We start from the raw sequence: 21,469 nt of genomic DNA, 5'->3' as shown, positions 1-21,469 counted from the left end.
CCGGAGTCATTCCCATGCATCCCTATTTCAGTCTCGCCGGTCGCGTCGCCCTGGTCACCGGCGGCAGCCGCGGCATCGGCCAGATGATCGCCCAGGGTCTTCTCGAAGCCGGCGCCCGCGTCTTCATCTGCGCACGTGACGCAGAGGCCTGCGCCGACACCGCCACACGCCTCTCGGCCTACGGCGACTGCCAGGCGATCCCCGCCGACCTTTCCAGCGAAGCCGGTGCCCGGCGCCTGGCGCAGGCGCTCGGCGGACTCAGCGCGCGGCTGGATATCCTGGTGAACAACGCCGGCACCAGTTGGGGCGCAGCGCTGGAAAGCTATCCGGTGTCCGGCTGGGAAAAGGTCATGCAGCTCAATGTCACCTCGGTGTTTTCCTGCATCCAGCAACTGCTGCCGCTGCTGCGCCGCTCGGCCAGCGCGGAGAACCCGGCGCGGGTGATCAACATCGGCTCGGTGGCGGGCATCAGCGCCATGGGCGAACAAGCCTATGCCTACGGGCCGAGCAAGGCCGCGCTGCATCAACTGTCGCGGATGCTGGCGAAGGAACTGGTCGGCGAGCACATCAATGTCAATGTGATCGCTCCCGGACGCTTTCCGAGCCGCATGACCCGTCACATCGCCAATGACCCGCAGGCACTGGAGGCGGACAGCGCGTCGATTCCCATGGGCCGCTGGGGTCGCCCGGAGGAGATGGCGGCGCTGGCGATCAGCCTGGCCGGCACCGCCGGCGCCTACATGACCGGCAACGTGATCCCCATCGACGGCGGTTTTCATCTCTGAGCGCCGCCAATCCGGGTAACATGACGCCCCCGACCGCTCGCCTCGTCCCGCCATGACCCACAGCGTTTCTCCCATCGGCTACATCCGCTCCTGCTTCATGGAGAAGTTCGCCATCCCGCGCCAGCCGCTGCTCGCGCCGGCGGCGCGGGGGACCCTGGAACTGCTGCCGCCGTTCGACCAGGTGGAAGCGCTGGAAGGCCTGGAGCAGGTCAGCCATGTCTGGCTGCTGTTCCTCTTCCACCAGGCCCTGGAAGACAAGCCGCGACTGAAGGTGCGCCCGCCGCGCCTGGGCGGCAACCGCTCGCTGGGAGTCTTCGCCACCCGCGCCACCCATCGGCCGAACGGCATCGGCCAGTCGGTGGTGCGCCTGGAGGGCTTCGAAGCGGGGCGCCTGTGGCTTTCCGGAATCGACCTGCTCGACGGCACCCCGGTACTCGATATCAAGCCCTACGTACCCTACGCCGACGCCGTGGCCGACGCCCGCAACGGCATCGCCGACGCGCCGCCGCCGGGCATCGCCGTGGAGTGGAGCGAGCAGGCGCGGCGCCAGGCCCATGAGCACGGCCAGCGGTTGCGGCAGCCGGTAGCCGAGCTGATCGAGCAATGCCTGGCGCAGGACCCACGCCCGGCCTACCAGAAGCCAGAGCCCGGGCGCCGCTACGGGGTGCGCCTGTGGGACCTCGACGTGCATTGGCACTACCCGCGCCCGGACCTGATCCGCGTGCTGGACGTCGCCAGCGGCGATTGAGCCTTCTCAGCGCAGCGGATTGAGCGCCAGCGCGTCGCTTTCGAAGACTTCCTGTTCGAGGATCAGCGGCTCGACCAACGGTCGGCTGTCGCGGAAATGCGCGGTGCGGGTGTGCGCCTCGTAGGCCGCGTCATCGCGATAGACCTCGTAGAGATAGACCAGGTCAGGGTCCTGTCGGTCGCGGGAAACGTCGAACACCAGGCAGCCGGGCTCGGTGGACACGGAAGCGGCGGCGTTGACCTGGATGGCATCGATGAAAGCCTCGGCGCAGCCGGGCCTGAGGCGGGTCTTGATAAAGATGCAGTACACGGAAACTTCCTTTTGTTTTAGATTTATAAAATTATTGTATACAAAAAGGAAGCAAACCCATGTCCGACCGCCCTGCCCGCCCCTCCCGCCTCAACGGCCTGCGTCACCTCGCCCTGCTGGTGCCCAACCTGGAAGAATGCGAGCGCTTCTATGTCGACGTACTGGGCATGGAAGTGCTGAACCGCGCCAACGAAGACCTGGTGTATCTCACCTGCGGCAACGACAACCTTTCCCTTGGCCGCGCCCACGCTGCCAGCAACGGCCTGCAGACCATGGATCACTACGGCTTCGTCGTCGACAGCGTGGAGGAACTGGAGGCCTGGTACCGTTACCTGAAGGCGCTGGGCGTGACCCTGCTCGACCAACCCTTCGACCACGGCGACGGCGCGCGCAGCTTCCACCTGCTCGACCCGGCGGGCAACAAGGTGCAGCCGCTGTACCATCCAGCGGTATCCGGGCAACGCCTGGCCTGAGCCTCGGGCAGCCCTCTCCCCTCTCCCTGAAGGGAGAGGGGCGACTCGGTACACTGAGTGCCAGCAACCTCGCTTGTTCCTCATCTCCACTTCTTGACTTTCATCAAGCGCGTTCCGCCCCCGCTCCTCCTAGCATCCGGCAACGGAAGCGATTCCACCGCCAGGCGCAGACCCCACAGCAGCGCGGCGTCCCTTTTTTCGCCGGTAGCCAGTAGTAGATGGAACCTATGCGCGCCCTTCGTTTTTCCGCCGGATCGTGGCGGTGTGTCTTCGCCTGGATGCTCCTGCTGGTCGGCCTCGCCGCCCAGGGTGCCGAACTCAGCGAGTTGGAGCGCCTGCGCATCGCCCAGGTATTCCCCGCGGTCGAGCGGATCGGCGACCCCGAAGGCGACTACGGCGTACGCCGCCTGAGCAAGGGCGAGGAAACCCTCGGCTACGCCTTCCAGACCCTCAGCGTCACCGACATCCCGGCCTACTCCGGCAAGCCGATCAACCTGCAGGTGATCCTCGATCCGCAGGCGGTTATCCGCGACGCCTACGTCCTCGAACACCACGAACCGATCCTGCTGATCGGCATCCCGGAAGAGAAGCTGCACGCCTTCAGCGCCAGGTACGACGGCGTGCGCGCCGACCAGCGGGTGGTGGTCGGCCGCTCCAGCGACCCGCAGGCGGTTACCGTCGACGCGGTGAGCGGCGCCACGGTGACAGTGATGGTGGTCAACGAGATCGTCATGCGCGCCGCACATACGGTGGCGGTTTCCCTCGGCCTGATCGAGGACCGCGGCAATGTGCGGCCCAAGCAGGCGCAGGTGCGCCAGCAACCGGCAGCGACGGCGAGCTGGAGCGAATTGCTCGGCAACGGCGCGATCCGCCGCCTGCAGTTGAGTCGCGGGCAGATCGACGACGCCTTCAAGGGCAGCGAGGCCGAAGGCATCGGCGAAGCCGACGCGGCGCACCGCGACGAGCCGTTCATCGATCTCTACAGCGCCCTGCTCAACCCTCCCGCGGTGGGCCGCAGCCTGCTCGGCGACAACCAGTACCGCGAACTGATGGCGTCGCTGAAGCCAGGCGAATACGCCTTCGTCGTGCTCGGCGACGGCGAGTATTCCTTCAAGGGTTCCGGCTACGTGCGCGGTGGCATCTTCGATCGGGTCCAACTGCGCCAGTTCGGCGACATCATCAGCTTCCGCGACCTCGACTACCAGCGCCTGTCGGACGTCTACGCCGAAGGCATGCCGGAGTTCCGCGAGATGGCGATCTTCGTCGCCCGCGCCAGCCAGCGTTTCGATCCGGGCTCGCCCTGGACCCTGGAGTTGCTCGTGCGGCGCCAGACCGGCCCGGTGGCGGGGGTATTCACCAGCTTCGAGCTGGCCTGCCAGACGCCCGAGGAATACCTGGAGCGGCCGCAGCCAACGGCCGAGGAACTGGCCGCCCTGGAAGAGGCTGCCCGGCCGCTGTGGCTGCGGGTCTGGTACCAGAAGAGTTTCCAGATCGGGGTCCTCTGTACCGCCCTCGTCCTGCTCCTGGCGATCCTCTTCCTCCAGGACCGCCTGGTGCGACGGCCGCGCCTGATGCAGCGACTGCGCACCGGCTACCTGGCGTTCACCCTGGTCTACCTGGGCTGGTACAGCCTCGGCCAGCTATCGGTGGTCAACGTGCTGACCTTCGTCCACGCGCTGTTCGAAGGCTTCCGCTGGGAGCTGTTCCTCAGCGACCCGCTGCTGTTCATCCTCTGGACCTTCACCGCAGCCAGCCTGCTGCTCTGGGGCCGCGGCGTGTTCTGCGGCTGGCTGTGCCCGTTCGGTGCGCTACAGGAACTGCTCAACGAACTCGCGCGCAAGCTCCGCGTGCCGCAGTTCCAGGTGCCGTTCGCCGTGCACGAGCGGCTCTGGGCGATCAAGTACATCATCCTGCTGGTGCTCTTCGGTCTCTCCCTGGAATCCCTGGCGCTGGCCGAGCAGGCCGCGGAGGTGGAGCCGTTCAAGACCGCCATCACCCTCGGCTTCGACCGCCAGTGGTGGTTCGTCGCCTACGCCGTCGCGCTGCTGGTGGTCAACCTGTTCACCCGCAAGGTCTATTGCCGCTACCTCTGCCCGCTGGGCGCGGCCCTGGCGATCCCGGCCAAGGCGCGCCTGTTCGACTGGCTCAAGCGCCGCGCGGAATGCGGCAGGCCCTGCCAGCTCTGTGCCCGCGAATGCGAGATCCAGGCGATCCATCCCGACGGCCGCATCGAGGCCAACGAATGCCACTACTGCCTCGACTGCCAGATGACCTACCACGACCAGGACAAGTGCCCGCCGCTGGTGAACAAGCGCAAGAAGCGCGCGAAGAGCGCGCCGGCGGACAACGCGCGGATACCCGCGGAGAACCTCTGACCTGGCTCCCTTTCCCCTGACTGCCCTTGAGGACGACACGAGATGAGCGACGACACGAAAAGCCCCCACGAAGAAACCCACGGCCTGAACCGCCGCGGCTTCCTCGGCGCCTCGGCGCTGACCGGAGCCGCCGCCCTGGTTGGCGCCAGCGCCCTGGGCAGCGCGGTGGTCGGCCGCGAGGCCCGGGCCGCGGGCAAGGGCGAGCGCAGCAAGGCCGAGGTCGCCCCCGGCGAACTGGATGAGTACTACGGGTTCTGGAGCGGCGGACATTCCGGCGAAGTACGCGTGCTCGGCGTGCCGTCGATGCGCGAGCTGATGCGCATACCGGTGTTCAACGTCGACTCGGCCACCGGCTGGGGCCTGACCAACGAGAGCAAGCGGGTCCTCGGCGACAGCGCGCGCTTCCTCAACGGCGACTGCCACCATCCGCACATCTCGATGACCGACGGCAAGTACGACGGCAAGTACCTGTTCATCAACGACAAGGCCAACAGCCGGGTCGCGCGCATCCGCCTGGACGTCATGAAATGCGACCGCATCGTCACCATTCCCAACGTCCAGGCGATCCACGGCCTGCGCCTGCAAAAGGTGCCGCATACCCGCTACGTGTTCTGCAACGCCGAGTTCATCATCCCCCATCCCAACGACGGCTCGACCTTCGACCTGTCCGGCGACAACGCCTTCACCCTGTACAACGCCATCGACGCCGAGACCATGGAAGTGGCCTGGCAGGTGATCGTCGACGGCAACCTCGACAACACCGACATGGACTACAGCGGCAGGTTCGCCGCCTCCACCTGCTACAACTCGGAGAAGGCCGTCGACCTCGGCGGCATGATGCGCAACGAGCGCGACTGGGTGGTGGTGTTCGACATCCCGCGCATCGAGGCCGAGATCAAGGCGAAGCGCTTCGTCACCCTCGGCGACTCGAAGGTGCCGGTGGTCGACGGCCGGCGCAAGGACGGCAAGGACAGCCCGGTGACCCGCTACATCCCGGTACCGAAGAACCCCCACGGGCTGAACACCTCGCCGGACGGCAAGTACTTCATCGCCAACGGCAAGCTCTCGCCGACCTGCACCATGATCGCCATCGAGCGCCTCGGCGACCTGTTCGCCGGCAAGCTGGCCGACCCGCGCGACGTGGTGGTGGGCGAGCCGGAACTGGGCCTCGGCCCGCTGCACACCACTTTCGATGGCCGAGGCAACGCCTATACCACGCTGTTCATCGACAGCCAGTTGGTGAAGTGGAACCTGGCCGACGCGGTGCGCGCCTACAAGGGCGAGAAGGTCGACTACATCCGCCAGAAGCTCGACGTGCAGTACCAGCCGGGGCACAACCACGCCACCCTGTGCGAGACCAGCGAAGCCGACGGCAAGTGGATCGTGGTGCTCAGCAAGTTCTCCAAGGACCGCTTCCTGCCCACCGGTCCGCTGCACCCGGAGAACGACCAGTTGATCGACATTTCCGGCGAGGAAATGAAGCTGGTCCACGACGGTCCGACCTTCGCCGAACCGCACGATTGCATCCTCGCCCGCCGCGACCAGATCAAGACCCGCAAGATCTGGGACCGCAAGGACCCGTTCTTCGCCGAGACGGTCAAGCGCGCGGAAAAGGACGGCATCGACCTGATGAAGGACAACAAGGTCATCCGCGAGGGCAACAAGGTCCGCGTCTACATGGTCTCGATGGCGCCCTCCTTCGGCCTCACCGAGTTCAAGGTGAAGCAGGGCGACGAAGTCACCGTGACCATCACCAACCTCGACGAGATCGAGGACGTGACCCACGGCTTCGTCATGGTCAACCACGGCGTCTGCATGGAGATCAGCCCGCAACAGACCTCGTCGATCACCTTCGTCGCCGATAAGCCCGGGGTGCACTGGTACTACTGCAGCTGGTTCTGCCACGCCCTGCACATGGAAATGTGCGGGCGGATGCTGGTGGAAAAGGCTTGATCCACGCAGCGCGGTCGCTGGCCGGGCGCCGGGCGGGGCCGCTCCTCGCCCTGCTCCTGCTCGGCCTCGCCACGGCCCGCGCGGAGCCGGTCGACGGCCTGCCGCTGCGGGCCGACGGCGATGGCCGCTGGAGCCTGGCGGCGGGCCGCTACGCCGGCAACTTCGTCATCGACCGGCCGCTGCACCTGCGCTGCGAGGCCGGCGCCGAACTGGACGGCGGCGGCCACGGCAGCCTGCTGACCCTGACCAGCCCCGGGATCACCGTCGAGGGCTGCCGGCTGCGCAACTGGGGGCGCAACCTGACCGAACTCGACGCCGCGATCTTCGTCGGCAAGGCCGCCAGCGGCGCCGTGATCCGCGGCAACGACCTGCGCGGCGCGGGCTTCGGCGTCTGGCTTGACGCCACGGCGGGCGCGCAGGTGCTCGACAACCGCATCGAGGGCGACGAAAGCGTGCGCTCCCAGGATCGCGGCAACGGTATCCACCTCTATGCGGTGAAGGACGCCCTGGTCCGCGGCAACCGGGTCAGCCACACCCGCGACGGGGTCTACATCGACACTTCCAACGACAGCAGCATCGAAGCCAACCGCTTCGAGGAGCTGCGCTACGGCGTGCACTACATGTTCACCCACAACAGCCGGGTGACCGACAACCTGACCCGGCGCACCCGCACCGGCTACGCGCTGATGCAGAGCCGCAAGCTGACCGTGACCGGCAACCGCTCCATCGACGACGAGAACTACGGCATCCTGATGAACTACATCACCTACTCGACCCTGGCCGGCAACCGCGTCGAGGGCGTGCGCAGCGGCAGCACCGGCGACGCGATGATTTCCGGCGCCGAGGGCAAGGCGCTGTTCATCTACAACTCGCTGTTCAACCGCATCGAAGGCAACAGCTTCGCCGACAGCGCCCTGGGCATCCACCTCACCGCCGGCTCGGAGGACAATCGCATCGCCGGCAACGCCTTCATAGGCAACCGCCAGCAGGTCAAGTACGTCGCCAGCCGCGAGCAGGAGTGGTCCGCCGACGGCCGCGGCAACTACTGGAGCGACTACCTGGGCTGGGACCGCGACGACGACGGTCTCGGCGACGTCGCCTACGAGCCCAACGACAACGTCGACCGGCTGATCTGGCTGTACCCGCAGGTACGCCTGCTGTTGAACAGCCCGAGCATCGAGCTGCTGCGCTGGGTCCAGCGCGCCTTCCCGGTGGTGCGCTCGCCCGGCGTGCGCGACAGCCATCCGCTGATGCGGATGCCCGCCGCGGAGCCGAGGCCATGAGCCTGGTCGAGATCGACGGCGCGACCCTGCGCTACGGCGCCCTCACCGCCCTGAGCGGGCTCGACCTGCGCCTGGAGCCCGGCGAGGTGCTCGGCCTGCTCGGCCACAACGGCGCCGGCAAGACCACCACCATCAAGCTGGTCCTCGGCCTGTTGGCCCCCAGCGAAGGCCGCGTGCGGGTCCTCGGCCACGATGCAAGAAGCCTGGAGGCGCGCCGCCAGCTCGGCTACCTGCCGGAGAACGTGACCTTCTACCCGCAGCTCAGCGGCGCGGAAACCCTGCGCCACTTCGCCCGCCTCAAGGGCGTGGCGCCGGCCGAAGCCGCGCGCCTGCTGGAACAGGTCGGCCTCGGCCATGCCGCCAGGCGGCGCCTGAAAACCTACTCGAAGGGCATGCGCCAGCGCCTCGGCCTCGCCCAGGCGCTGCTCGGCGAACCGCGCCTGCTGCTGCTCGACGAACCGACGGTGGGCCTCGACCCGCTGGCCACCGTCGAGCTTTACCAATTGCTCGACCGCCTGCGCGGCCAGGGCACCGGGATCGTCCTCTGCTCCCATGTGCTGCCCGGCGTCGAGACGCATATCGACCGCGCCGCGATTCTCGCCGGCGGCCGCCTGCAAGTGGCCGGCAGCCTCGCCGAACTGCGCCGCAAGGCGGCTCTGCCGACCCGCGTGCGCCTGGCCAGCCCGCATAACCCGCAGTGGCTCGAACGCTGGCACCGGGCCGGCCTGGCGGCGCGGAGACTGGACGGCCAGCGCATCGAGGTACTGCTGGACGATGCCGAGCGCGACGGCGTACTGGAAGCGCTGCTGGCCGCGCGCGAGTTCGACCTGGAGATCCTGCCGCCGTCGCTGGAGGACCTCTATCGCCACCACATGTCCCCCGCCCCCGCCGGAGCCACGCCATGCCCGTAGTCTGGACCATCGCCCGCAAGGAACTGGCCGACGGCCTGCGCAATCGCTGGCTGCTGGCGATCAGCCTGCTGTTCGCCCTGCTCTCGGTGGGCATCGCCTGGTTCGGCGCCGCCGCGGCCGGCCAGGTCGGCTTCACCTCGGTGCCGGCGACGGTCGCCAGCCTGACCAGCCTGGCCACCTTCCTGATGCCGCTGATCGCCCTGCTGCTGGCCTACGACGCCATCGTCGGCGAGGAGGAAGGCGGCACCCTGCTGCTGCTCCTGACCTACCCGCTGGGGCGCGGCCAGTTGCTGCTCGGCAAGTTCCTCGGTCACGGCCTGATCCTCGCCCTGGCCACCCTGATCGGCTTCGGCAGCGCGGCGCTGGCGATCCTCGCGCTGGTGCCGGAGGTCGAGGCGGCCATCCTGCTGGGCGCCTTCGGCCGCTTCATGGGTTCCTCGCTGCTGCTCGGCTGCGTGTTCCTCGCCCTGGCCTACGCCCTGAGCAGCCGCGCCAGCGAGAAATCCAGCGCCGCCGGGCAGGCGCTCGGCCTGTGGTTCTTCTTCGTCCTGCTGTTCGACCTGGCCCTGCTGGCGATCCTGGTCCTCAGCCAGGGTCACCTGAGCCCGCGGCTGCTGCCCTGGCTGTTGCTGCTCAACCCGACCGACCTCTACCGGCTGATCAACCTGTCCGGCTTCGACGCAGCCGCCGCCGGCGGGGTGGTTCCCCTGGCCAGCGACCTGCCGGTGTCCGCCAGCGCCCTCTGGCTGGCCCTGGCCCTCTGGGCCTGCGCTGCCCTGGCGCTGGCCCACGGCCTGTTCCGCCGCCGCCCCATCTGACTCACGAGGTTCCGCCATGCAACGTCATACCCTCCCCCTGCGCCCTCTGCTCGGCACGCTCCTGCTCGGCCTGCTGCTGGCCGGCTGCGATGCGTCGCGGGACGACGCCACGGCACTCGGCCCGGTGCCGATCGCCAGCGGCGACGAATGCCACGTCTGCGGCATGCTCATCGAGGAAATGCCCGGTCCCAAGGGCGAGGCGGTGCTTCCCGGCGCGGTGCGCAAGTTCTGCTCCACCGCCGAACTGTTCGGCTGGTGGCTGCAACCGGAAAACCGCCAGGGCCAGGCGCGCCTGTATGTCCACGACATGAGCCAGGCCGACTGGCGGCACCCCGACGATGCCCGCCTGATCGACGCCACCCGCGCCTACTACGTGGTCGGCATCCAGCGGCCGGGCGGCATGGGCGCCACCCTCGCCTCGTTCGCCGACGAAGAGGCCGCGACGCGCCTGGCGGCCGAGGAAGGCGGCCGGGTACTGCGCTTCGACGAGATCGACCAGGCGGTGCTGCAAGGCGTGGGCGGCGACCACCCGCACCGGCACCCGGCGCACTGAGCGGGGGCCGGAAAGCAGAAAGCCCCTGCCGCGGATACGGCAGGGGCTTTCTTCGCCTGGCGCGACGAGGCGCGGCGGAGGCCTACTTCTCGACGAAGGCGCGCTCGATCAGGTAGTCGCCCGGCTCGCCCATGCGCGGCGAGATCTTCAGGCCGAAGCTGTCGAGCACGGCGCTGGTCTCTTCCAGCATGCTCGGGCTGCCGCAGATCATCGCACGGTCGTCCTGCGGGTTCATCGGCGGCAGGCCGATGTCCTCGAACAGCTTGCCGCTGCGCATCAGGTCGGTCTGGCGGCCCTGGTTGCGGAACGGCTCGCGGGTCACCAGCGGGTAGTAGATCAGCTTCTCTTTCACCTGGTCGCCGAAGTACTCGTGTTCCGGCAGGACCTTGGTGATGAAGTCGGCGTAGGCCAGTTCGCTGACCCAGCGCACGCCGTGGACCAGGATCACCTTCTCGTAGCGCTCGTAGGTTTCCGGGTCCTGGATCACGCTGAGGAAGGGCGCCATACCGGTGCCGGTGCTGAGCAGGTAGAGGTGCTTGCCGGGCAGCAGGTCGTCGTGCACCAGGGTGCCGGTCGGCTTGCGGCTGACCATCAGCTCGTCGCCTTCCTTCAGGTGCTGCAGGCGCGAGGTCAGCGGGCCGTCCGGGACCTTGATGCTGAAGAACTCCAGGTGCTCTTCGTAGTTCGGGCTGGCAATGCTGTAGGCGCGCATCAGCGGACGACCGTCGACTTCCAGGCCGATCATCACGAACTGGCCGGTCTTGAAGCGCAGACCCGGGTTGCGGGTGGTCTTGAAGCTGAACAGGGTGTCGTTCCAGTGGTGCACGCTGAGAACGCGCTCGGTGTACAGATTGCTCATCAAAGACTCCTAGGAAAACGCGGGCGCACACCAACAGCAGCAGACGTGACGCAGTTGCGCGGCATTTTATCGGTTGCCAAAATATCCGCAAAATGAATTGTCTGGATAATGCTTATCCAGAATATGGATATGGGATAACACGATATCGGTCGGCCGCCGGCCGCCGAGGGCTCCCATCGCTCCCGCGGACGGGGCGCAAGGATAACCGAGCCAACCCCGCCGACGGAACGGCAAAATGTCGCGGGGCCTTTCGCTCTAGACGAGGAAGCCTGGATGAAATTCACCCTCCGCCAGCTCGAGGTGTTCGTCGCCGTGGCCCAGCAGGAGAGCGTCTCCCGTGCCGCCGAGGGGCTGTCGCTGTCGCAGTCGGCGACCAGCACCTCGCTCGGCGAGCTGGAGCGGCAGTTCGACTGCAAGCTGTTCGACCGCGCCGGCAAGCGCCTGACCCTCAATGCCCTCGGCCGCCAACTGCTGCCGCAGGCGGTGGCGCTGCTCGACCGCGGCGAGGAAATCGAGAACCTGCTCAACGGCAAGACCGCCTTCGGCTCCCTCGACCTCGGTGCCACCCTGACCATCGGCAACTACCTGGCCACGCTGCTGATCGGCGCCTTCATGCAGCGCCAGCCGGACTGCCGGGTGCGCCTGCACGTGCACAACACCGCCCAGGTGGTGCAGCAGGTCGCCCACTACGAGCTGGACCTGGGCCTGATCGAGGGCGACTGCCGGCATCCGGACATCGAGGTGCAACCCTGGATGGAGGACGAACTGGTGGTGTTCTGCGCCCCCCAGCATCCGCTGGCGCGGCGGGGCGGCGCCGACCTGGAACGGCTGACGCGGGAGGCCTGGATCCTCCGCGAGCAGGGCTCCGGCACCCGCCTGACCTTCGACCAGGCCATGCGTCATCACCCGCGGCCGCTGAACATCCGCCTGGAGCTGGAGCACACCGAGGCGATCAAGCGTGCCGTGGAGTCCGGCCTGGGCATCGGCTGCATTTCCCGCCTGGCCCTGCGCGACGCTTTCCGCCGCGGCAGCCTGGTGCCGGTGGAAACGCCCGGCCTGGACCTGCGCCGGCAGTTCTACTTCATCTGGCACAAGCAGAAGTACCAGACCGCGACCATGCGCGAGTTCCTCGACCTGTGCCGTAGCGAGACCGCCGGGATCAGCCGCAGCGACGAGATCGTGCTGCCGCTGATTCCCTGACTCAGTTGGCCAGGGACAGGTTGCCGTCGCGGTACTGGCGGTACGAGGTATAGGGCAGCGCGAGGGTGTCGATCACCCCGGACAGCGCGAAGTCGAGGGCCAGCACCTCGAGGATGCCGTCGGCTTGCGCCGGCGCCACCGGCGACCCGGTCTTCACGTTGAGCCGGCAGAAGGTGTAGCTGACCCCGCTGTACACCCGCGGCAGGCTGGTGCAGGCGGTCGCCTTCAGGCGCAGGTCGTGGGCGGCGCTGGCGTCGTCGCGCACCAGCGTGTTGACGGAACCGCACCCGCCGAGCGTGGCGAGCCCCAGAAGCACCAGCAAAGAAAGCCCCGAACGAAACATTCCTTCATCTCCCTGTGCGAACGCCAGCCGAGTATGGCCGGCCTTGCGCCGCTTCACCAACCCTTGACGTTGTCCCAGCGCCAGTTGCGGTACTGGTACAGCAGCGTACCCAGCAACGCATAGGTGGCGGCCATGCCCAGCAGCACCAGGGCATGGTCGCTGACTTCGCGCAGCGGCAGGTCCATCTGGTTCATCTCGGCGATGGCGCGAATCGCCCAGGTCGAGGGGATCGCGTCGGCCAGCCAGCGTACCCAGTCCGGCATGGCCTGTTCCGGCCAGCTGTAGCCGGCCATGTAGAACAGCGGCAGGGTGATGAAGGTCATGGTCAGGTACACCGATTCCTCGGTGGGCAGCAGCTCGGCGATGAACTCGCTGAGGGCGATCACCGCGATCAGGAACGGCAGGACGATCCCCAGCAGCATGAAGAACGAGGCCGACTGGCGATAGCCCAGCAGGTGCGGCCAGATCACGTAGAAGAGCATCGCCAGCACGGTCCAGATCAGCAGTTGCGCGCTGTAGCGGCCGAAGCGGGTCGACAGCGGCTGGCGCATGTAGCGCGGGGTGCCGCCGCGCAGCATGATGTTGCCGCGGGTGCAGCCGAGCAGCAGGCTGTGTTGCAGGATCAGCGACAGCAACCCCGGAAGGACGATGGCGGCGAAGCTGATGCCGGGGTTGAACAGGTCGGTCAATTGCCCTACCAGCGGGCTCAGCACCACCTGCGCCTGGGTCGCGGTGAAGCCTTCGCGTTCCAGCAGGGCAGCGTTGTAGCGGTTGGTCAGCGCGCTGTAGACCGCCGAGATGTCCTGCTGGATCTGGCCGTTGGCCATGCGGTTGGTGGCATCGCCGAAGTACGGGATCACCAGCGCCTCGCCGCGCAGCAGGCGCTTCTCGAAGTTCAGCGGGATCACGATGATCGCATACAGCTCGCGCCAGGCCAGGTCGCGCTTGGCCTGCGGCAGGCTGTCGTAGCCGACCACGGCGACCTTCGGCGCCGAATCGAGCAGCCGGACCAGCTCGCGCGACACGTCGCTGTGGTCCTCGTCGACCACCGCCACCGGCAGGTCGAGGGCGGTGTGGTTCATGTACGGCAGCGAGGTGATGCACACCGAGGCCACGACCATCAGCCACATCGGCTTGGACAGCATGGCCTTCAGGGTTTCCCGGAGGATCTGCAGGTAGTTCTTCATATCGGGCTCAGGTCCAGGCGGCTGCGCAGGCGCATCTTGGCGATCATGTAGGCGATCAGCGGGTACAGCGCCAGCTTGGCGCAGGTGTAGAGCGCCGAACTGGGCGGCGCCTGGCGCAGGAACTGGTCGAACAGGCCGTGCAGGGTGTGGGTCAGCGGCTCGGCCTCGGCGATCACCCGCGCCAGGGTCGGCATCGCCAGTTCCGGGATCAGCACTCCCGAGTAGGTCTGGGCAACGCCGATCAGCATGCCCACCAGCGAATAGGCGGTGAAGCGGTTGGCGGTGAAGACGAACAGCACCAACCCGACGCTCTGCGCGGCAATCACGTAGAACAGCGTGATCATCAGCATCGCCAGCGGGCTGCCGTTGATGCGCGCGCCGGAGAACGCCACCAGCAGGAAGATTTCCAGCATCAGCAGCGCGGTGAACAGCAGTGTGTAGGGCGCCAGTTTGCCCACCAGGCGTACGCCGAGGGCCTTGGCCCGCAGGATGTGCGGCGAGGAGGCGCGCAGTTCCGGCGCCTCGCGGGCCAGCACATGGACCATGGTGACGATCACGAACAGCTGTAGCAGGTGCACGATGGCGGCGAACTGCTGGTAATAGATGTAGTTGCCGCTGGCATTGAACAGGCTGTCGTAGGACACGCTGATGCTCGCCAGGTGCGGCAGCGCCGCCGGCATCCCGGCGGCCAGGCGCGGACGCAATTCGCCGTTGAGGCTGGCGACCAGCGCCGAGAAGTCCTGGGTGGCGGCATAGCCGGCCGAATACAGCAGCGCGTTGTAGTACAGCTCGGCCTTCGGCGCGCGCCCGCCGAGCACGTCGGCCTCGAAGTCCGGCGGGATGTAGAGCAAGGCGTAGGCATCGGCCCGACGGATCGCGTCGAGCCCCTCCTGGACGCCGGCGGGAACGGTGATCACCTGGGCGTGGGAGGTCGCGTCGAGTTCGCGGATCAACTTGCGCGACAGTTGGCTATGGTCCTTGTCGATCACCGCCAGCGGCATGTCCAGCAGGGTACCGGCCTGGTAGACGCCGCTGATCACGCCGAACAGCAGCAGCGGCCAGCACCAGCCGAGCCAGTGGATGGTCCAGCTGCGGCAGGCGATCCGTGTCTCGGTGTTGAACGCCTGGACGAAACGGCTGGCGTTGCGCTTCAGCGCGGCCCACGCCATCGCTCAGTTCGTCCAGCGCCACAGCGCGCTCATGCCCGGGCGCAGGCCGGGTGTCGGCTGCAACGGGTAGAAGCGGGTCTCGAAGGTCTTCAGGTCGAAATCGCCGGTGGCGCGGGTCGCGCGCCTGGTCGAGAAATCGCCCAGCGGGGCGATGTAGCGCAGCTCGGTCTCGACCTCGGCGCCGCCCAGGCCGGGCACCTGCATGACGATGCGGTCGCCCTTGCGCACCTTGGCCAGGATGTCCTCGCGCAGGTTGAAGACGAAGTAGCTGTCGTCCAGCCGCACCAGCGTCAGCAGCGGACTGTAGGCGTTGATCAGTTCGCCCTGTTCGGCGGGGATCGGCCCGACCTCGCCGTTGACCGGCGCGCGCACCTGCAGGTCGTCGATCTGCGCCTGTAGCTCGGCGATCTGCGCGTCGGCCCGGCGCACCGCGGCCTGCAACGCCTGGCGGCGCTCCTCGCGGTCGCCCTTGAGGCCTTCGTCGAGATTGGCCCGCGCCTCGGCGACGCGGTCGCGGGCGACATCGCGCTCACGCCGCGAGAGGTCGAACTGGGTCCGCGAGAGGAAGCCGCGCTCGACCATCTGCTGGTTGCGCTGGAAATCCGACTCGGCGTTGCGCAACTCGGCCTCGGCCTGTGCCAGGCTGGCCTTGAGCGCGCGGATGCTCTCCTCGCGGGTACCGTGGAGCGACTCGTCGAGCTGCGCCTGGGCCTGGTTGCGCGCCGCGTGCAGGGCATCGAGCTGGGCTTCCAGCTCGGGGCTGTCGAGGCTGATCAGCAGGTCGCCCTGCTTCACCTCGTCGCCGCGCCGCACGTGCAGCACCTGGACCCGGCCCTTGGCCTTGGAGGAAACGATGACGTTGGTGGCGTCCGCCTCGCCCTGCAACAGCAGGGGCGGATTGTGCAGGCGCAGGTAGAGGGTGATGGCGACGATCGCGAGGATCAGCAGCGGGGTAAAGAGTTTCCATCCCTTCATGGGGCAGGCTTCCTGAACACGACCGGGCGATGGTAGTACATTGCCAGGCCGTTGCGCTGGCCGGAAGCGCGCCGGAGACCGGCTCCGGCGCGGCGACGAATCAGGCTTCCCCTTCGGCGTCCTCGCTCGCCACCCGCCGCGCGGCGGCGCCGTCGGACTTCGCCGAAGGGAAGCGCGCCGAGGCGAAGCGCACCACCAGGATCGCCAGCGCCAGCAGCAGCAACGCCACCGAGACCAGGATGATGCCATCGTCCGGCGTATGGTTGTGCTGGATGTCGGCGATCATCAGGCGGGTCAGCGCGGTCATCGCCACGTAGATCAGGAAGCGTACCGGCATGTGGTTGGTCTTGAAGTAGATACCGACCATCGCGCCCAACTCGAGGTAGATGAACAGCAGGAGGATGTCGTCGATCGACGCATGCCCCTTGTTCACCATCCCCAGGAAAGCCGCGCCCGCCGCCCAGAACACCGTGGCGCCGATGGCGAACAGGGCCAGGTAGTGGAACGCCTCCACCAGCAGGTTGCCGAGGCTCTCCGCCTGGTGGTGCATACTTGCGCGCAGGCGCTCGGCCCAATTCTGTTTCATAGCTTCTCCCGACAAAGACGACGGCCACCTGGCCCGAAGCGTGCAAGGCCCAGGCCAAGGCACGTGCGCAGATAGACGTCCGCACGTCGGCGCAGGGTACAGCCCGGCGGTGACAAAGAACTTTCCGGGCGGCACCCAGTCCCAACCAGCACGACAGCATTCAGGTGGTCCGCCATGACCGACAGCAGCCCTTTCCAGCTCCTCACCGAGGCCTTCCAGGCCGAGTACCGGGTCAACCTCAGCCTGGAGCGGCCGGACGGCAGCATCGTCCTCACCCTCTCCAACGAACGCGGGGTCGCCGCCAAGCGCCTGATCCGACCGGCGCAACTGCATGACCTGGAGCAGTTGCAGCGGATGATCGAGAGCATCCGTTTCGGCATCGCCATCGAAAACGGCACCAGCGCGCCGCAACTGTTGCAGGCGATGACCCAAGGCAAGGCACGCTGGCCGATAGCTATCTGATGGCAGCGGCGACCTGCGCGCGTCCTTCGCCGGCGCCGAAATAGGCGGCCAGCACCGCCAGGTCGCGGTCTTCCAGCACCCCCGCCAACTGGCGCAGGCGCAGCCAGGCGTTGAGGTAGGCGTAGCGCGCTTCCGCCAGGTCGCGGCGGGCGCCGTAGAACTGCTGTTCGGCGTCCAGCACGTCGCGATTGACCCGCTCCCCGCCGGCGACGCTGCGCCGCGTCGCCGTCACCTGTTCGCGCGCCGCCGCCACCGCCATCTCATAGGCACGCACCTTGGCCAGGCTGCTGGCGGTCAGGTCGAACTGGCTGTGCAGGTCATTGATCACACTGGCCACCTGGGCATCCAGCTCGGCCTGGGCCTGAGCGTACTTGTCGCCGGCCTGGCGGGTCGCCGCCGACACCCGCCCGCCCTCGAACAGCGGCAGGCTGAGACGCAGGCCGACACTGTCGGTGTCGTATTTCTGCTCGTAGGTGCTTTCCGAAGCCGAGTGCGTCTTGCTGCTGCTGGCGTAGAGGCTGAGCCTGGGCAGGTGGCCGGCACGATTGCGCTCCACCTCGTAGGCCGCCGCCTCCAGCGCATAGCGCTGGGCGCCCAGCTCGGCGCTGCGTTGCAGGGCCACCTGGCGCCAGCCCTCGAAGGTCGCCGGTTGCAGGCGCAACGCCGGGAAACGCTCGATGGGCGCGGCCAGTTCGCGATCCTCCAGTGCCTGCCCGAGCATCGCTTCCAGCGTACGCCGCGCCGCCGCCGCACGATCGCCGGCGGCGATCTCCTCGGCGCGGGTCAGGCTCAGCCGGGCGCGGGTCTCCAGCAGGTCGGTGCGGGTGCCCTCGCCTTCCTCGAAGGCACGCTGGTTGAACGCCAGCTGGGTTTCCAGGGCGCGCCGCTGGGCCTCGGCCAGGACCACCTGCTCGCGGGCGAACAGGGTTTCGCTGTAGGCGGCGAACAGGCGCACCGCCAGTTCCTGGCTGCGCCCGCGGAACTGTTCGTCGGCGAACAGCGCCTGGGCCTCGCCCTGGCGGTAGCGCGCGTAGGCCTCGTAGTCGAACAGCGGCTGCTCCAGGCTGAGGGTCGAGGCGTAGCTGCGATAGTCGCGCTCGACGCGGGCGTCGCCCTGGCTGACGGTGGAGTCGTTGCGCGCCTTGTTGTAGTCGTAGCGCAGGCTCGGCAGCAGGCCGGCACGGCCGATGGCGCGGTTTTCGCTGCCGGCGCGGCGCTCGTGGAGCGCCGCCTGGAAGGTCGGGTCGTGGCGCACCGCCAGTTGGTAGGCGTCCAGCAGGCCCAGCGCCTGGGCCGAGGAGGCCGAAAGCAGCGCGGAGGACAGCAGGCAGGCTCGCAGGCGATTCATTCTTCCCCCAGCGCCAGGTGGGTACGGTCGGCCAGCGGCTTGAACAGGTAGTTCAGCAGCGAGCGCTCGCCGCTGCGGACGAAGGCCTCCACCGGCATCCCCGGGCGGATCTCCAGGCCGGCCAGGCGACGTACGCCCTCCTCGCCTACGCGGATGCGCACCCGGTAGTACGGCGCCTCGCTGCGCTCGTCCAGCAGGCGGTCGGCCGAGACCAGGGTCACTTCGCCCTCCACCCGCGGCGTAGTGCTCTGGTTGAAGGCGCTGAACATCAGCTCCACCGGCAGGCCGACGCGGACCTTGTCGACCATCTCCACCGGCAGCCGAGCGTCCACCAGCAGCGGCTGGCGCTCCGGGAGGATTTCCATCAGTTGCTGGCCGGGCGCGATCACGCCGCCCTCGGTGAACACTTCCTGGCCGACCACCAGGCCGGCGACCGGCGCCCGTACCTCGCTGTTGGCCAGGTCGAAGCGCGCGCTGGCCAGGCGATTGCGCAACTCCTCGGCGCGCACCTGGGCGTCGGCCAGGCTGGCGCGCACCTCTTCCTGGAACTTCTCCCGCCGCTGGGCCATGCGCAGGCGCAGTTCGAGGATCTGCCGGCGGGTACTGCCGAGGCTGCCGAGGTCGCCGGCGATCTCGCCGTTGACCTGGGCCAGCAGGCGCTCGCTGTCGAGCAGGCGGTTGCGCGGCACGTAGCCCTCGCTGGCCAGTTGGCGCAGGCCGCGCAACTGTTCCTCGAGGGCGGCGCGCTGCTGCTCCTTGCTGCGCAGCGCGGCTTGCAGGCCGTCCAGTTGCGCCTGGCTGCCGGCGACCGTCTCGGCGAGACCATCGAGTTCCAGGCGCAGCGCCCGCCGACGGCTGTCGTGCAACTGCCGCTGCTGTTCCAGCAAGGTCGGCAGGCGCGGGTCGTCCAGCGCCAGCAGCTCGGCGGGAAACTCGATCCGCGCCTTTTCATCGCGCTCGGCGCTCAGCCGCGCCAGACTCGCCAGCGCCGCCAGGTACTGGGCGAACAGGCCATCGGCCTGGGCCCGGGCCTGGGTAGCGTCCATCTCCAGCAGCACCTGTCCTGCCTCAACCCGCTCGCCTTCGTGCACGCGGATGTGCCTGACCAGGCCGCCGGTAGGGTGCTGCACGGCCTTGCGGCTACCGGCCACCATCACCGTGCCGGAGACCCCGACACCCTTGTCCAGCGGGGCCAACCCGGCCCACAGGAGAAAGCCGACGAAGCCGAGCAGCACCAGCCCCCAGCCGAGCCGGGAAAAACGCTTCTCGTCCAGTTCCAGCGCCGCGCCGCCGGCGCCGACTTCGCGCAACCGCGCCTGCCCGCTCATCGCGCCGCTCCTCCCGGCACACCGCCGACCGGCATCCCCGGTCCCGGCCGGTAGCCGAAACCGAACGCCGGCGTCGGCCGTGTCGGCGCCGGGGCCGCAGCGGCCGGCGGCGAGGCGCTGGCAAGCACCTCGGCGGTCGCGCCGAAACGCTGCAGGCGCCCGCCATGCAGCAACAACAGCTTGTCGGTCAGCGCCAGCACCGCCGGCTTGTGGGTGACCAGCACCAGGCTGCTGCCGTGCCGGCGCATCGCCGCGATGGCCTCGGCCAGGGCCGCCTCACCCGCCTCGTCGAGGCTGGCATTGGGTTCGTCGAGCACGATCAGCGCCGGTCGCCCGTACAGCGCGCGGGCCAGGCCGATGCGCTGGCGCTGGCCGCCGGAGAGTCCGGCGCCGCCGTCGCCAAGGCGCGTGTCGTAGCCCTGCGGGAGGCGCAGCACCAGGTCGTGCACGCCGGCCAGGCGCGCCGCCGCCACCACCTTCTCGGCATCCACCTCGGCGAAGCGCGCGATGTTCTCGGCGATGCTGCCGGCGAACAGTTGCACGTCCTGGGCCAGGTAGCCGATGTGCGGCCCCAGTGCCGCCGCACTCCACTGCCGCAGGTCGGCGCCGTCCAGGCGCACCGCGCCGGACAGCGGCTGCCAGGCGCCCACCAGCAAGCGCGCCAGGGTCGACTTGCCGGAACCGGACGGCCCGATCACGCCGAGCGCTTCGCCAGGCTCCAGGGCGAAACCGAGGTCCTGCAACAATGCCTGCTCGCGTCCCGGCGCGGCCGCGCAGAGCCGCTCGACGCGCAACGCGCCGCGCGGCGCCGGTAGCGGCATGCCCAGGGCGGCCGGCGGATTCTCCTCGAGCAGCCGCGCCAGTCGCTGGTAGGCCTGCCGCGCGCCGCTCCACTGGCGCCAGACCGCGATCAACTGGTCGATGGGGCTGAGCACGCGGCCCATCAGGATCGAGCCGGCGATCATCATCCCCGGGGTGATCAGGCCTTCCACCGCCAGCCAGGCGCCGAGGCCGAGCACCAGCGACTGCAGGGCCAGGCGCACGCCCTTGGAAGTCGCGCCGATCGCCGCGCTGCGCTCGCTGCCGAGGTTCTGCCGGGCAAGGAAGGCCTGGTGCTGGGCGAACCAGCGCGCGCGCATGGCCGGCAACATGCCCATTGCCGCCAGGGTTTCCGCCTGGCGCAGGTTGGCCGAGGCCTGCTGGGTGGCGAGGATCGACAGTTGCCCGGCCTCGGCCAGCGGTTCGCGCGAGCGGCTTTCGTTGACCCAGGCAAGCAGCACCAGCAGCAGCGCCCCAACCAGGGCGAGCAGGCCGAGCCAGGGACTGAAGAGGAAGATCACCAGCAGGTAGAGCGGGAACCAGGGCGCGTCGAAGAAGGCGAACAGGGCGTTGCCGGTGAGGAACTGGCGCAGGCTGGTCAGGTCGTTCAGCGCCTGCCCGACGGCCTGCTCGCCGCGCTCCAGGCTGGCGCGGAACGAGGCGTCGTAGATGCGCTGGTTGAGTTGCATGTCGAGCTGGCCGCCGAGGCGGATCACCACCAGGCTGCGCACCCACTCCAGGGCGCCGAGCAGCAGGTAGAGGCCGAGCACCATGAGGGTCAGCATCAGCAGGGTCATGTGGTTGCCGGACCCGAGCACCCGGTCGTAGACCTGCAGCATGTACAGCGACGGCGCCAGCATCAGCAGGTTGATCACCGCGGTGAACAGCGCGACGCTGCGCAGCGCCGGGCGGAAGCGGCCGAGGGTGGCGAGGATTTCATTGCGCGGCGAGGCCGGCCGGAGCTTCATCGGAGTCGGGTCCTGTG

At 68.4% G+C, this 21,469-nt stretch carries 21 protein-coding genes; 11 read left to right on the top strand and 10 right to left on the bottom strand.

What is annotated here, in order from left to right:
• Nucleotides 1-14 precede the first annotated feature (14 nt).
• Together rhlG and tsaA are read left to right on the top strand one after the other, a co-directional pair.
• Nucleotides 15-785 (top strand): 3-oxoacyl-ACP reductase RhlG, encoded by a 771-nt coding sequence (rhlG, locus tag ACI766_RS07895; RefSeq protein WP_003098693.1) that lies wholly within the window; start codon nt 15-17, stop codon nt 783-785.
• Nucleotides 786-837: 52 nt separating this feature from the next.
• Nucleotides 838-1,533: a tRNA (N6-threonylcarbamoyladenosine(37)-N6)-methyltransferase TrmO gene (tsaA, locus tag ACI766_RS07890; protein ID WP_003119612.1), complete on the top strand. Its 696-nt coding sequence runs from the start codon at nt 838-840 to the stop codon at nt 1,531-1,533.
• A gap of 6 nt (nt 1,534-1,539) precedes the next feature.
• Here the strand turns inward: tsaA and ACI766_RS07885 are convergent, their stop codons facing one another.
• Nucleotides 1,540-1,842: a putative quinol monooxygenase gene (locus ACI766_RS07885; protein ID WP_003098690.1), complete on the bottom strand. Its 303-nt coding sequence runs from the start codon at nt 1,840-1,842 to the stop codon at nt 1,540-1,542.
• A gap of 59 nt (nt 1,843-1,901) precedes the next feature.
• Here ACI766_RS07885 and ACI766_RS07880 point away from each other — a divergent pair, with 59 nt between their 5' ends.
• The 7 genes from ACI766_RS07880 to ACI766_RS07850 all read left to right on the top strand — a co-directional run bounded on the left by ACI766_RS07880 (nt 1,902) and on the right by ACI766_RS07850 (nt 10,208).
• Nucleotides 1,902-2,315, top strand: a complete 414-nt coding sequence (locus ACI766_RS07880) for a VOC family protein (RefSeq protein WP_003098688.1) — start codon at nt 1,902-1,904, stop codon at nt 2,313-2,315.
• Nucleotides 2,316-2,542: 227 nt separating this feature from the next.
• The gene (gene nosR, locus ACI766_RS07875) at nt 2,543-4,690 is read left to right on the top strand and encodes a transcriptional regulator NosR (protein ID WP_087823943.1); all 2,148 of its coding nucleotides are present in this window, start codon (nt 2,543-2,545) and stop codon (nt 4,688-4,690) included.
• Nucleotides 4,691-4,732: 42 nt separating this feature from the next.
• Nucleotides 4,733-6,643, top strand: coding sequence for a TAT-dependent nitrous-oxide reductase (gene nosZ / locus ACI766_RS07870; protein WP_003098686.1), 1,911 nt, complete (start codon nt 4,733-4,735; stop codon nt 6,641-6,643).
• The gene (locus ACI766_RS07865) at nt 6,640-7,926 is read left to right on the top strand and encodes a nitrous oxide reductase family maturation protein NosD (RefSeq protein ID WP_003117558.1); all 1,287 of its coding nucleotides are present in this window, start codon (nt 6,640-6,642) and stop codon (nt 7,924-7,926) included. Before nosZ ends, ACI766_RS07865 begins: the two co-directional genes overlap by 4 nt.
• Complete coding sequence (locus ACI766_RS07860; RefSeq protein ID WP_003098683.1) at nt 7,923-8,837, top strand: ABC transporter ATP-binding protein; 915 nt, start codon at nt 7,923-7,925, stop codon at nt 8,835-8,837. The genes ACI766_RS07865 and ACI766_RS07860 overlap by 4 nt, the downstream gene beginning before the upstream one ends.
• On the top strand, nt 8,828-9,655 hold the full coding sequence (locus ACI766_RS07855; protein WP_003098680.1) for an ABC transporter permease: 828 nt from the start codon (nt 8,828-8,830) through the stop codon (nt 9,653-9,655). The genes ACI766_RS07860 and ACI766_RS07855 overlap by 10 nt, the downstream gene beginning before the upstream one ends.
• A gap of 16 nt (nt 9,656-9,671) precedes the next feature.
• Nucleotides 9,672-10,208, top strand: a complete 537-nt coding sequence (locus ACI766_RS07850) for a nitrous oxide reductase accessory protein NosL (RefSeq protein WP_003091829.1) — start codon at nt 9,672-9,674, stop codon at nt 10,206-10,208.
• An 82-nt stretch (nt 10,209-10,290) separates the two neighbouring features.
• Here ACI766_RS07850 and fpr read toward each other — a convergent pair whose 3' ends face one another.
• Entirely contained in the window at nt 10,291-11,067 is a 777-nt protein-coding gene (gene fpr / locus ACI766_RS07845; RefSeq protein ID WP_003091832.1) for a ferredoxin-NADP reductase, read from the bottom strand.
• A 273-nt stretch (nt 11,068-11,340) separates the two neighbouring features.
• Between fpr and ACI766_RS07840 the strand changes: the two genes are divergently transcribed.
• Nucleotides 11,341-12,267 (top strand): LysR family transcriptional regulator, encoded by a 927-nt coding sequence (locus ACI766_RS07840; RefSeq protein WP_003091833.1) that lies wholly within the window; start codon nt 11,341-11,343, stop codon nt 12,265-12,267.
• A 1-nt stretch (nt 12,268) separates the two neighbouring features.
• Here the strand turns inward: ACI766_RS07840 and ACI766_RS07835 are convergent, their stop codons facing one another.
• The 5 genes from ACI766_RS07835 to ACI766_RS07815 form a co-directional block, all read right to left on the bottom strand.
• A complete protein-coding gene (locus tag ACI766_RS07835; RefSeq protein WP_003098676.1) occupies nt 12,269-12,610 on the bottom strand; it encodes a YceK/YidQ family lipoprotein in 342 nt (113 codons plus the stop codon).
• A gap of 53 nt (nt 12,611-12,663) precedes the next feature.
• On the bottom strand, nt 12,664-13,797 hold the full coding sequence (locus ACI766_RS07830) for an ABC transporter permease (RefSeq protein ID WP_003098675.1): 1,134 nt from the start codon (nt 13,795-13,797) through the stop codon (nt 12,664-12,666).
• Complete coding sequence (locus ACI766_RS07825) at nt 13,794-14,966, bottom strand: ABC transporter permease (protein WP_003098671.1); 1,173 nt, start codon at nt 14,964-14,966, stop codon at nt 13,794-13,796. Before ACI766_RS07825 ends, ACI766_RS07830 begins: the two co-directional genes overlap by 4 nt.
• A gap of 3 nt (nt 14,967-14,969) precedes the next feature.
• Nucleotides 14,970-15,941 (bottom strand): HlyD family secretion protein, encoded by a 972-nt coding sequence (locus ACI766_RS07820; RefSeq protein ID WP_003091837.1) that lies wholly within the window; start codon nt 15,939-15,941, stop codon nt 14,970-14,972.
• 100 nt (nt 15,942-16,041) lie between these two features.
• Nucleotides 16,042-16,527 carry a phosphate-starvation-inducible protein PsiE gene (locus ACI766_RS07815; RefSeq protein ID WP_003091838.1) on the bottom strand — a complete coding sequence of 162 codons (486 nt, stop codon included), beginning with the start codon at nt 16,525-16,527 and terminating at the stop codon, nt 16,042-16,044.
• Nucleotides 16,528-16,701: 174 nt separating this feature from the next.
• Here ACI766_RS07815 and ACI766_RS07810 point away from each other — a divergent pair, with 174 nt between their 5' ends.
• Nucleotides 16,702-16,989, top strand: coding sequence for a DUF3509 domain-containing protein (locus tag ACI766_RS07810; RefSeq protein ID WP_003091839.1), 288 nt, complete (start codon nt 16,702-16,704; stop codon nt 16,987-16,989).
• On the opposite strand, the gene ACI766_RS07805 is transcribed toward ACI766_RS07810, so the two are convergent.
• From ACI766_RS07805 to ACI766_RS07795, 3 genes are read right to left on the bottom strand one after another with little or no spacing between them, the layout of a single operon-like run.
• On the bottom strand, nt 16,982-18,337 hold the full coding sequence (locus tag ACI766_RS07805; protein WP_015502553.1) for a TolC family outer membrane protein: 1,356 nt from the start codon (nt 18,335-18,337) through the stop codon (nt 16,982-16,984). The genes ACI766_RS07810 and ACI766_RS07805 overlap by 8 nt on opposite strands.
• Nucleotides 18,334-19,665, bottom strand: a complete 1,332-nt coding sequence (locus tag ACI766_RS07800) for an HlyD family type I secretion periplasmic adaptor subunit (RefSeq protein ID WP_003098666.1) — start codon at nt 19,663-19,665, stop codon at nt 18,334-18,336. The genes ACI766_RS07805 and ACI766_RS07800 overlap by 4 nt, the downstream gene beginning before the upstream one ends.
• Entirely contained in the window at nt 19,662-21,452 is a 1,791-nt protein-coding gene (locus ACI766_RS07795) for a type I secretion system permease/ATPase (protein ID WP_003453185.1), read from the bottom strand. The genes ACI766_RS07800 and ACI766_RS07795 overlap by 4 nt, the downstream gene beginning before the upstream one ends.
• Nucleotides 21,453-21,469: the final 17 nt, after the last annotated feature.

It is taken from the genome of Pseudomonas sp. DL (genome assembly GCF_047199225.1).
Lineage (GTDB): Bacteria > Pseudomonadota > Gammaproteobacteria > Pseudomonadales > Pseudomonadaceae > Pseudomonas > Pseudomonas aeruginosa.
This window is presented reverse-complemented; position numbering and strand designations above follow the sequence as displayed.